Source organism: Chitinophaga nivalis (assembly GCF_025989125.1).
Taxonomy (GTDB): Bacteria; Bacteroidota; Bacteroidia; order Chitinophagales; family Chitinophagaceae; genus Chitinophaga; species Chitinophaga nivalis.
Genome location: NZ_JAPDNR010000001.1, coordinates 114,589 through 125,381, shown reverse-complemented (window position 1 = coordinate 125,381; position 10,793 = coordinate 114,589). Strand labels below are relative to the sequence as shown.

Sequence of the window (10,793 nt, the reverse complement as noted above, 5' to 3'; positions counted from 1 at the left end):
CAGCACTATGAAAAGAAGGATCATATTACTGTTTTGTTGCTGCTGTGGCCTGTTACAGGCTACAGCACAGCAAAATGTACAATTCAGCCAGTATGTATTTAATATGCTGAGTGTAAACCCTGCCTATGCCGGATATAAGCAGGATTGGTATTTAAATGCCGTGTACCGTCATCAATGGGTAGATTTTCCGGGAGCACCGAAAACCGGAGCAATCTCCATAGATGGGTTAACCAATGCCCGCGATGAACGTGTAGGAGTGGGGGCACAGTTTACATTTGATAAACTGGGGCCGCAGGAAACCTTGTCCGGGTACGGCTTTTATTCCTACCGGATTCCATTGGATGAAGATGATACCCGGCGTTTATGTATTGGTATCGGTGGTGGTATTACCCAATACAGTATCGATGGCAATGCATTGAAGTATGTAGATGATGTGGATGAAGCATTACCATTGGGTAAAACGTCGGTGATTATACCGGATGCCCGTTTTGGTATTTATTACTATACGCCCCGTTTTTATGCCGGTGCAGCCGTGATGGATCTTTTCTCCCTGTATACCGACAACACCCGTTATTACTGGGGAGGCTATAACTATAAAACCATCCGTAAAACACAGCACCTGTACCTGAATGCCGGTTACTTGCTGGACCTGTCAGAGAACCTGAAACTGAAACCTTCCATCATGGTGAAGGAAGATTTTAAAGGGCCTACCAATGTAGACCTGACAGCTTTCCTGCTGATTGCAGAAAAGCTGTGGATTGGCGGATCTTACAGAACGGGGGTGAAATTATGGAGTAAGCCTGCTTTGGATAAAGACCTGGAACAACTGGATGCTGCCAGCGCTATGGTGGAGTTTTATGCCACTCCCCAATTAAGAATCGGTTATGCTTATGATATTACGATCAGCAAAATGGCGGGCTACCAACAAGGCTCTCATGAGATTTCGATTGGCTTCCTCTTTAATAATAATAAGTCCCGGATTACCAGTCCCCGCTATTTCTAATTTTATGCACAACGATATGATGAAAAAGTTACCCGCTTGTATTTTCGTTTATGCCTTACTGTTAGTATGTATGCGCGCAGCGGCGCAGGAGCAGTTATCTGTTGAGAAAAGAGCCGATATACATTATCAGCGGGAGGAATATGCCCGTGCTGCCGGATTATACGAGAAGTTGCTGCGTGCGCGGCAGGGCCGCCGTCAGGCCACTTTCATCCGGCAACGCCTGGCAGATAGTTACCGGGGATTCAATCAATATGAAAAAGCTGCTTACTGGTATGGGCAATTGCTGCAGGATTCCACTGGTGCTGCAGACAACAGGCTGTATTATGGAGATATGCTGAAAAGCACGGGGCAATATGCCGCTGCCCGGCAGCAGTATCAGCTATACCCGGATGCGCAGCGGGTAGCCGCCCGTATCGCCGGGTGTGAGGTGGCGCCAGCCTGGCTGGCCGCGCCATTACCGGTATCGCTGCATAACCTGCAGGGATTAAACAGCCATGAAAATGATTGGGGAGCAGTGTGGTATAAAGATAAGATTGTGTTTGTGTCAGACAGCCTGCGGGATGATATGTGGTTTGTAAAAGGGAGCCGGCATAACTATGGCCGTAACAATGCTGCTTTCGGTAAATTATACGCAGCAGAAAATAAAACGGCTACACCCGGATATGTGAAAAACTTTGCTGCAGTCATCAATAATTATCCTTTTCATGTGGGACCGGTTTGTTTTACAACTGCTGGTGATACCGCCTATGTAACCGTTACCAATCCGCAGCGGAAAGTACCTTATCAGAAAAAGGACCGGCCGGTATATGGAGTACGTAAGCTGGAACTGTTGATCTTTGTACAAAAAAATAACCAGTGGCAGTCGCCTGTTGCATTTCCTTATAACGGTAATGACTACTCGACAGGACATGCTGCTTTAAACAAAGCCGGTAACATTTTATATTTTGCTTCTGACCGCCCGGGTGGCGCCGGCGCTACCGATATATGGTACAGTGAAAAACAAGCGGATAACAGTTGGGGTACACCCGTAAACTGCGGCGTGCTGAATACGCCTGATGAAGAAGCGTTTCCGGTTATCAATAATGCAGATGAACTGTATTTCTCCAGCAAAGGCCTGGTAGGAATGGGAGGCTATGATATTTTTCGGGCAACCGGTAGCCGGCAAAGCTGGGCAGCGCCGGTAAACCTGCGCACACCTTTTAATTCTGCCGGAGATGACTTTTATTATGTACAGCAGGATGACAAAGGTTTTATCGCTTCTAACCGGGCAGGTGGAAGAGGAGGAGATGATATCTATCGCTTTACGACACCAGCAGCAATACCTGGTTTGCTGCCACCGGTATTGCCATTACTGCGTATTCCGCTGGAGCTGGATATATGTGTACCGGCAGTTACCTGTGTATACCTATATAATAAAACCCGGGATATGGGCTGGTGTTATCTGTTATCGCCTCCTTCCGATAAGATAGTGGCCAAACTGGAACCGGATGCCGAATATGTGGTGCGGGTACATTATGCCAACCGTACAGACAGTCTGGTATTTGATACACGTCATGTAGCAGATACGGCTACTTTGTATAAAACCTTCTGCCCACGGCAGATCAATGCCCCTGCAATACAGCGGGAAGAGACCAGGATTCCCGTTAAAAGTAAACCCCGTAAACATTAAATAATACCTGATTTTACTTTTATGGGGTGAATTAATTTTTGGTTTATAATATAAACTAGTTTATTTTTGGTGAAAATTATCCCCCTTCATGTGGAAGTTCAACCTTTATCTATATCTGTTCATTATTGCACCTATCTGTTTATTAGCGCAAGGTAAGATCAGCGGGAAGATTACTGATGGCCGTAAACGCGCTTTGCCGGGAGTGAATGTATTTATCAAAGGCTCCTATGACGGTGCTACTACAGCTGCTGATGGCAGTTTTTCCTTTGCCACTTCAACTACCGGCGACCAGATACTGGGAGCAACGTTGTCCGGTTATCAATCCATCGAAATAAAAATCAATACGGGTAGTGCCCAGCAGGTCGATATTGTCATGAAAAGTGTGGCCAATGCCTTACGGGTGGTTACTATTTCTGCAGGTAGTTTTGAAGCCAGTGACAGTAAAAAAGGTACTGTGCTGAAACCGTTGGATATTGTGACCACGGCCGGCGCCAATGGTGACCTGACCAGTGCGATCAAAACCCTGCCCGGCGCCCAGCAAACCAATGACCGGGAAGGTCTGTTTGTACGGGGAGGTACCGGTTATGAAACGCAGACCCTCATTGACGGTATGATTGTAAGGAATCCTTTTTACAGCAGCTTACCGGATATTCCCGGGCGGGGCCGTTTTTCCCCTTTCCTGTTTAAAGGTACTACCTTCAGCAGCGGGGGCTATTCCGCGCAGTATGGCCAGGGCCTGTCTTCTGCACTGGTACTGGAATCCCAGGATCTGCCAGACCGTTCTTCTTCCTCGCTGGGCGTATCCCTGATTGGTGTCAACGCCGGCCTGGACAATCTGTCAAAAGATAAAAAAACATCCTACGGTATAGAAGCCGATTATACGAATCTGGCTCCTTACTTTAATGTCATCAAACCCAAGCAGGCGCCTAACCTGGGACCGGAAATCATTGGTACGTCTGCTAATTTCCGCAGAAAGACTTCCGCCACAGGGATGCTTAAATTCTATGGGTATGCGAATTGGAGTAAAATGGGTTTTGAAACACCCAGTCTGGAATACCCGGGTCTGAATGAATCGTTTAAGCTGCGTAACAATAACGTATATACGAATCTGACTTACCGCGAAAAGCTGAACCATGACTGGCATATGTATATCGGAGCTTCTTTCAGTACCAATACGGATGATATCGTATCAGATACGATCAGTAAACATCCGACGCCTACCCTCATCAAAGTACAGTCCGGTTTAAGCCAGTCGCGTATTGTGTTTGACAGAAACCTGGGCCGCTTTTCCATGCTGCGGCTGGGTGGTGAGTACCAGTATGCGGTAGAGCGTTCTGCTTTTGATGGCCGGAAGATGAGTTTTACAGATAACTATACTGCTGCCTTTGCAGAAGCAGATATTTACTTTACCCCCAGCTTTATGGGACGTGCCGGCGGCCGGGCGGAATATTCTTCCGTACTGGGGAAAATGAACTTTGCACCGCGTGCCTCCCTGGCCTACAAGCTGGATAACTACAGTCAGTTCTCCTTTGCATATGGCGACTATTATCAAAAACCGGAACCTAAGTATATACTGTGGGATAACGGTTTAGGCTATATGAAAGCCACGCATTATATACTGACTTATCAGCGGATGACGAAGTTTACGACGTTCCGTACAGAGTTATTCTATAAGAAATACAGCGATCTGGTAAAAACGGCGCCGGTATACAGCAATAACGGAGACGGCTATGCGCAGGGTATTGAATTCTTCTGGAGAGACCGTAAAACATTTAAAAATGTGGATTACTGGATTTCTTATTCCTATCTTGATACCAAGCGGGATTTCCTGAATTATCCGATGCGTGTACAGCCTGATTTTGCGGCCAATCATACGGCCAGTATTGTATACAAACACTTTTTACCGAAGCTGAGTACCAATCTGGGACTGACCTATACATTTGCTACCGGGCGGCCGTATTATAATCCAAACCTGCCGGCAGATAAATTTATGTCTGAAAGAACCATGACGTATAATTCCGTAGGTGTAAGTGCCAGTTACCTGACCAGCATCCGCAAAGCCTTTACTGTTTTTGTATTATCAGTGAGTAATGTACTGGGCAACAAACAGGTATATGGCTATCGTTATTCTTCCGATGGTATGCGCCGGGATGAGGTAACGCCGAATGTGCCGCGTTTTATTTACCTCGGCATGTTTATGAACTTCGGTATCGACAGACGTCAGGATGTAATTAATAACTTATAATTCCGATTAAATATGAAAAGAATCTTTTTATCGCTTTTATTTACAGGCGGGCTGGCAGTAGCTGCTATGGCACAAAGTGCCCAGTACGAAAGTGTCATGGGAAAGGAAGTAGGTGAACTGGACAGCAGTAAGACCTATGCACCGGATGTTCTGCAACAGAAATCCAATGTTTTTGAGCGGATTGCCGCAGCAGAAAAAAATCAGTGGCTGCCTTACTACTACGCAGGTTATTGTGAAGTGATGCAGGCGCTGATGACGAAGGATAAAGAAAAAATAGATGGCCTGGCAGATAAAGCAGAAGCCAATATGGATATGGCAGAAGCGTTGAGTCCTAAAAATTCTGAAATATCCTGTATCCGGTCGCTCATTGCTACCGCACGGCTGATTGTAGATCCGATGACCCGGGGTATGAAATATGGTCCGGAATCTGCGGCGCAGCTGGAACAGGGTAAAGCATACAATCCGGAAAATCCGCGGGTGTATATGTTACAGGGCCAGTCCTTACTGCTTACGCCGGAACAGTGGGGGGGCGATAAGGTAAAAGGGAAAGCAACACTTGAACTGGCTTTGCAGAAATTTGCTGCTTTTAAGCCAGAGAGTCCTATTGCACCTACATGGGGCATACAGCATACCCGTGAATTACTGACGAAGGCAAAATAGCCCAAAACATTATATTCGTTGTTTTGCTGTTTGGTTATTTTTTCTAAAATAATCAAACAGCAAAACAGCTTAATTTAAAATCAACAGAAATGGACTTTAAAGAGCTGGATCCGGTTTTACATTCCCAGTTGCGGTTGGCGATCATATCATTGCTGGTGAGTGAGCAGGAAGCAGAGTTTACCTGGCTGAAAGAAAAAACCAATGCAACTGCCGGTAATTTAAGTGTGCAGATCAATAAGCTACGGGATGCAGCTTACATTACTGTTGTTAAACAGTTTAAAGATAATTACCCGCAAACGATGTGTAAAATCACCGCTGCGGGTAAAAAGGCTTTTGAAAACTATGTTACTTCGATACAGTCTTATCTGAATGTGGGGAAGAGAACCTCAAAAAGCTGAGCATTATCTTCTATTCAGATGCGAGTTCTGTTTTCTTTAACGGATTTCTTGTGTTGAGTGCATACCGTATCCGCTGTTCCATGATATCCAGGCAGGTGAAGATAGCCTGTCTGAAGGAACTGGGATCGGCTACATTTTTCCCTGCGATGTCGAAGGCAGTGCCGTGGTCGGGGGAGGTACGTACAATATCAAGACCTGCTGTATAGTTGATACCTTCTCCGCTGGCCAGTGATTTAAACGGTATAAGACCCTGATCGTGGTACATGGCGAGTACGCCATCGAACTGGCGGTACATTTCACGGGCAAAGAATGCATCGGCGCTGTAAGGGCCAAAACAAAGCGTGCCATTGGCCTTCGCCTGCCGGATTGCCGGCGTAATCTGCTCAATCTCTTCTTTGCCAATCAGTCCATCATCACCGGCATGTGGGTTCAGGCCCAATACGGCAATACGGGGGTTATCAATACCAAAGTCTTTTACCAGGCTGTCTTTCATCAGCTGTAACTTACCCAGGATATTTTCTTTTGTTACATACCGGGCTACTTCTGCCAGTGGTACATGCTCGGTGAGCAGGCCTACCCGCATATTATCTGCAGTCATAAACATCAGCACATCCTTAGCCTCGAAAGCGGCTTTGAGATAGGGCGTATGTCCGGTATAGTTGAAATGTTCGCTTTGAACATTGTTTTTATGGATCGGGGCTGTTACCAGTCCGTGTATCTGACCTTCCTTCAGGCATTGAATGGCTACTTCCAGCGCGCGGGCAGCGTATTTACCGCCGGCTTCATTCAGTACTCCCGGGGTGATCTGTACTTCTTCTTCCCAGCAGTTATACACATTTACCTGCTTATGATTAAGCCGGGTAAAGTCTTTGATGCTTTGGTAGTTAAAGTTATTCTCATTCATCAGCTTCCGGTAAAAGTTGATGGTTTTGTTGGATGCAAAGATCACCGGCGTGCAAAGCTCCATCATCCGCGTATCTATAAACGTTTTGATGATAATTTCTGCGCCGATGCTGTTGATATCACCGATGGTGATGCCTAAAACAGGCTTGTTGATATGGGTGTTACTCATGCTGTTTGCCTCAATGAGGGGCAAATATAAGCTTTTAGCAGATAGCGTTTAGCAAACAGTTCCGGGAAGCGCGACTGCGAAATATGGACCACTAAGTGTGAAAACCTTATCTTTGCCTTTCACACATGTATACATTAAAAAAATCACTCGGTCAGCATTTCCTCACAGATGAAAATATGTGCAGGCAAATTGTAGAATCGTTACCTGTAATTGAAGGCCAGCAAGTGCTGGAAGTAGGCCCGGGCGGCGGTGCTATTACGAAGTACCTGTTGCAGCTGCCAGGTATTGATTTCAAAGCCATAGAACTGGATACGGAAAAAGTACAGTACCTGGAAAAGACTTACCCGGCCATTCAGGGTAAGCTGATCAATGTCAGCATCCTGGATGCAGTGTCTCCTTTTGAAGGCCCGTTCAACCTGATCGGCAATTTCCCGTATAATATTTCTACGCAGATTATGTTTAAGGTGCTGGAATGGCGTTCCCAGGTGGATGTTGTTGTGGGGATGTTCCAGAAGGAAGTGGCGCAGCGTATTGCGGCTCCGCACGGGAATAAGGAATATGGTATCCTGAGTGTACTGTTACAGGCCTTTTACAAAATTGAGTATTTGTTTGAGGTACATGAGAATTGCTTTAATCCGCCTCCCAAGGTGAAATCCGCCGTTATCCGCCTTACGAGGCTGGAGCAACCGGCCGATATTGCTTCGGAGCGGAAATTTTTTGTGCTGGTAAAAACTGCTTTTAACCAGCGCCGCAAACAGTTGCGTAATCCACTGAAAACGATGTTTGACAAGGAGCTGCTACAGGACCCAATCTTCACAAAAAGAGCGGAAGAATTGAGTGTGGCTGATTTTGCAGCATTATCCCACAAGATGTTATGAGCAGGAAAGTATTAGTTACAGCGAAAGTGCATCCTTACCTGATAGAACAACTGGAAGGAAAAGGATTTGAAGTGAGCTATCAGCCGGCCGTTACCTATGATGAAGTAAAGAGTGCCATCAAAGATTTTGTAGGATTGATTGTCACCACCCGTATCCGGGTAGATAAGCAGATAATAGACCAGGCCACGATGCTGCAATGGATAGGCCGTCTGGGTTCCGGTATGGAGCTGATAGATGTGCCTTATGCCGAAAGCAAAGGTATTCATTGCGCCAGCAGTCCGGAAGGTAACCGGGATGCAGTAGGAGAGCAGGCAGTAGGTATGTTATTGTGCCTGTTGAATAATGTGTTGAAGAGTAACCTGGAGCTGAGGGCTGGTGTATGGGAACGTGACGGTAACCGGGGCTATGAGCTGAACGGGAAAACAGTAGGTATTATTGGCTATGGAAATACCGGCAGCACCTTTGCACGTAAGCTGCAGGGGTTCGACGTTAACATCCTGGCATATGATAAATACAAGGAAGGTTTTGGTACGGCTGCTGTAAAAGAAGCTACGCTGGAACAGGTATTCCGGGAGTCTGATGTAGTGAGTATACATTTGCCGCTTACGGAAGAAACGCGGCATATGGCCGATATGGCATTTTTTAAATCGTTTGCCCGGCCGGTATGGTTTATGAATACGGCCCGTGGTAAACTGGTAAATAACAGCGATCTGATTGCAGCGTTGGAGAATGGAGTGGTGGCAGGTGCTTGTCTGGATGTGTTGGAGAATGAAAAAATGAGTACTTATTCCGCAACAGAACAGGAGCAGCTGGCGTATTTTCTGCAGGCATCCAACGTGGTGGTAACACCGCATATTGCGGGATATTCGCATGAAGCCAGCATTAAGATGGCACGTATTGTATTAGAGAAACTGAATATTATATAAATCCATCCCCTGGATTTAGGAATTCGAATTAAATGACTGATTATCAAGTTATTTGATTCGGAAAAGACCATTGTTTTTCTTTATCCAAAATTCATTATATTTGCAATAACACCAGTAAACAACGCTTCTGTGCAAATGGAGGCGTTGATTTTTTTTTCTTATAACCAAAAAAAACACAGCAGGTTATGTCTGGCATAAACTACGTTACGAAAGAAACCCTGGACCAAATGATGAGTGAACTGTCCCTTCTGAAAACAAAGGGCCGGGCAGAGATTGCAAGGGCAATCGCTGAAGCCAGAGAAAAGGGTGACTTGAAGGAAAATGCCGAATATGATGCCGCCAAGGAAGCACAGGGTTTACATGAAGCCAAGATTGCCACACTGGAAAATGCCATTGCTACTTCACGGATTGTAGACGCGGACTCTATTGATACGTCTAAGGTGTCTATCTTGTGTAAAGTAACAATTACCAACGTTGCCAATAAAAAAACGGTTACTTACCAGCTTGTTTCTGAAACAGAAGCAGATCTGAAAGCCGGTAAAATATCTGTAACATCTCCGATTGGTAAAGGATTGCTGGGCAAGCAGGTAGGTGATGTAGCTGATGTACAGGTGCCTAACGGGCTTATCAAATTTAAGATAGATCATATTTCCGCATAAAGGCTTACGCCTTTTTTACGATATTTGAAGGGGCGCAGCAGATGCAGCCCCTTTTCATTTCAGTATACACCTGATGTTGAATAGAACCCAATTCAAGATATACCGGAAACTCTCAACTCAAAATAGACAATACTTATGACCATCTTCACAAAAATTATCAAGGGCGAAATTCCTAGTTACAAGATTGCGGAAAATGATCGTTTTTATGCTTTCCTGGATATTTTCCCTTTGGTGAAAGGGCATACACTGGTAATTCCCAAAATAGAAACCGACAAGTTTTTTGATGTTCCCGATGAATGGTTACAGGAATGGCTGGTATTTGCCCGTCCGATAGCCCAGGCCATTGAGCGTGTGATTCCCTGCAATCGTATAGGCGTAAGTGTGGTAGGGTTGGAAGTACCACATGCACATATGCACCTGATCCCCATCAATTCGGCAGATGACATGAATTTTTCCCGTCGTAAGCTGGAACTGACCCCTGAACAGTTTAAGGAGATACAGGCGCAGATTATTGCAGCCCTATAGTCTTTATTTCCCTGGAATATTGAAGCGAAATCCTATGCCATGCAGTGTTTCCAGTTTAACCTGCGGATCTGATTTAAAATGTTTCCGGAGCTTGGTGACAAAAACATCCATACTACGCCCCAGGAAATAATCATCTTTTCCCCACACATGTGACAGGATATCTTCTCTTTTCAGCGTTTTATTAGGATTATTACACAGGTATCTTAACAATTCAGCTTCTTTCTGGGTAAGGGAGATAGATATTTCGCCGGATTCATTATACAGCCGCAGATCGTCATAGTCGAAGGTAAGTTTGCCGATGGCAAAAATATGGGCCTTGTCTATATTCTGTTTCATCGTCCGTTTGAGAAAAACCTCAATGCGGAGAATCAGCTCCTGCATGCTGAACGGCTTACTGATATAATCATCTGCTCCGGTTTGAAGTCCGGCTATTCTGTCTTCCTTTTCATTTTTGGATGTCAGGAATAATATGGGAACGTTATCATTAATTTCGCGGATCTGCTGCGCCAGTGTAAGACCGTCTTTTTTAGGCATGACGACATCGAGCAAACAAATATCGAATGAGCGTAACTGGAATTGTTCCCAGGCTGCCTGACCGTCTATACTGTGCACTACTTCATAGCCAGCTTCTTCCAATCGTTTTTTTGTTACCGCACCAATATATTGATCATCTTCCACCAATAGGATTCTTGCTTTCATATCTGCCTGATGCTGATTAATATAAAAAAGCTTGCTATACAATCGGTGTATAACAAATG

At 45.3% G+C, this 10,793-nt stretch carries 11 protein-coding genes; 9 read left to right on the top strand and 2 right to left on the bottom strand.

The features are described 5' to 3' along the window. The first annotated feature begins 7 nt into the window (after window positions 1-7). The 5 genes from OL444_RS00560 to OL444_RS00540 all read left to right on the top strand — a co-directional run bounded on the left by OL444_RS00560 (window position 8) and on the right by OL444_RS00540 (window position 5,975). On the top strand, window positions 8-1,003 hold the full coding sequence (locus tag OL444_RS00560; protein ID WP_264735200.1) for a PorP/SprF family type IX secretion system membrane protein: 996 nt from the start codon (window positions 8-10) through the stop codon (window positions 1,001-1,003). A gap of 16 nt (window positions 1,004-1,019) precedes the next feature. Beyond that, window positions 1,020-2,672, top strand: coding sequence for a tetratricopeptide repeat protein (locus OL444_RS00555; RefSeq protein ID WP_264735201.1), 1,653 nt, complete (start codon window positions 1,020-1,022; stop codon window positions 2,670-2,672). An 88-nt stretch (window positions 2,673-2,760) separates the two neighbouring features. Beyond that, window positions 2,761-4,917, top strand: a complete 2,157-nt coding sequence (locus tag OL444_RS00550; protein WP_264735203.1) for a TonB-dependent receptor — start codon at window positions 2,761-2,763, stop codon at window positions 4,915-4,917. A 12-nt stretch (window positions 4,918-4,929) separates the two neighbouring features. Continuing rightward, the gene (locus tag OL444_RS00545) at window positions 4,930-5,577 is read left to right on the top strand and encodes a hypothetical protein (protein WP_264735204.1); all 648 of its coding nucleotides are present in this window, start codon (window positions 4,930-4,932) and stop codon (window positions 5,575-5,577) included. 89 nt (window positions 5,578-5,666) lie between these two features. Beyond that, window positions 5,667-5,975 carry a winged helix-turn-helix domain-containing protein gene (locus tag OL444_RS00540; RefSeq protein ID WP_264735205.1) on the top strand — a complete coding sequence of 103 codons (309 nt, stop codon included), beginning with the start codon at window positions 5,667-5,669 and terminating at the stop codon, window positions 5,973-5,975. 10 nt (window positions 5,976-5,985) lie between these two features. Here OL444_RS00540 and pdxA read toward each other — a convergent pair whose 3' ends face one another. Next, window positions 5,986-7,047 carry a 4-hydroxythreonine-4-phosphate dehydrogenase PdxA gene (gene pdxA, locus OL444_RS00535; protein WP_264735206.1) on the bottom strand — a complete coding sequence of 354 codons (1,062 nt, stop codon included), beginning with the start codon at window positions 7,045-7,047 and terminating at the stop codon, window positions 5,986-5,988. 125 nt (window positions 7,048-7,172) lie between these two features. Between pdxA and rsmA the strand changes: the two genes are divergently transcribed. The 4 genes from rsmA (at window position 7,173) to OL444_RS00515 (ending at window position 10,035) form a co-directional block, all read left to right on the top strand. Then, window positions 7,173-7,925: a 16S rRNA (adenine(1518)-N(6)/adenine(1519)-N(6))-dimethyltransferase RsmA gene (gene rsmA, locus OL444_RS00530; protein ID WP_264735207.1), complete on the top strand. Its 753-nt coding sequence runs from the start codon at window positions 7,173-7,175 to the stop codon at window positions 7,923-7,925. After that, a complete protein-coding gene (locus tag OL444_RS00525) occupies window positions 7,922-8,851 on the top strand; it encodes an NAD(P)-dependent oxidoreductase (protein ID WP_264735208.1) in 930 nt (309 codons plus the stop codon). The genes rsmA and OL444_RS00525 overlap by 4 nt, the downstream gene beginning before the upstream one ends. A 185-nt stretch (window positions 8,852-9,036) precedes the next feature. Beyond that, window positions 9,037-9,510, top strand: a complete 474-nt coding sequence (gene greA, locus OL444_RS00520) for a transcription elongation factor GreA (protein ID WP_264735209.1) — start codon at window positions 9,037-9,039, stop codon at window positions 9,508-9,510. Window positions 9,511-9,645: 135 nt separating this feature from the next. After that, on the top strand, window positions 9,646-10,035 hold the full coding sequence (locus OL444_RS00515) for an HIT family protein (RefSeq protein WP_264735210.1): 390 nt from the start codon (window positions 9,646-9,648) through the stop codon (window positions 10,033-10,035). A gap of 3 nt (window positions 10,036-10,038) precedes the next feature. On the opposite strand, the gene OL444_RS00510 is transcribed toward OL444_RS00515, so the two are convergent. Beyond that, the gene (locus OL444_RS00510) at window positions 10,039-10,734 is read right to left on the bottom strand and encodes a response regulator transcription factor (protein ID WP_264735211.1); all 696 of its coding nucleotides are present in this window, start codon (window positions 10,732-10,734) and stop codon (window positions 10,039-10,041) included. Between the last annotated feature and the right edge of the window lie 59 nt (window positions 10,735-10,793).

What these genes read in the sequence shown, in the direction of transcription:
- OL444_RS00560 (WP_264735200.1), top strand. Translation starts at nt 8, where the DNA reads ATGAAAAGAAGGATCATATTACTGTTTTGTTGCTGCTGTGGCCTGTTA.
- OL444_RS00555 (WP_264735201.1), top strand. Translation starts at nt 1,020, where the DNA reads ATGATGAAAAAGTTACCCGCTTGTATTTTCGTTTATGCCTTACTGTTA.
- OL444_RS00550 (WP_264735203.1), top strand. Translation starts at nt 2,761, where the DNA reads ATGTGGAAGTTCAACCTTTATCTATATCTGTTCATTATTGCACCTATC.
- OL444_RS00545 (WP_264735204.1), top strand. Translation starts at nt 4,930, where the DNA reads ATGAAAAGAATCTTTTTATCGCTTTTATTTACAGGCGGGCTGGCAGTA.
- OL444_RS00540 (WP_264735205.1), top strand. Translation starts at nt 5,667, where the DNA reads ATGGACTTTAAAGAGCTGGATCCGGTTTTACATTCCCAGTTGCGGTTG.
- pdxA (WP_264735206.1), bottom strand. Translation starts at nt 7,047, where the DNA reads ATGAGTAACACCCATATCAACAAGCCTGTTTTAGGCATCACCATCGGT.
- rsmA (WP_264735207.1), top strand. Translation starts at nt 7,173, where the DNA reads ATGTATACATTAAAAAAATCACTCGGTCAGCATTTCCTCACAGATGAA.
- OL444_RS00525 (WP_264735208.1), top strand. Translation starts at nt 7,922, where the DNA reads ATGAGCAGGAAAGTATTAGTTACAGCGAAAGTGCATCCTTACCTGATA.
- greA (WP_264735209.1), top strand. Translation starts at nt 9,037, where the DNA reads ATGTCTGGCATAAACTACGTTACGAAAGAAACCCTGGACCAAATGATG.
- OL444_RS00515 (WP_264735210.1), top strand. Translation starts at nt 9,646, where the DNA reads ATGACCATCTTCACAAAAATTATCAAGGGCGAAATTCCTAGTTACAAG.
- OL444_RS00510 (WP_264735211.1), bottom strand. Translation starts at nt 10,734, where the DNA reads ATGAAAGCAAGAATCCTATTGGTGGAAGATGATCAATATATTGGTGCG.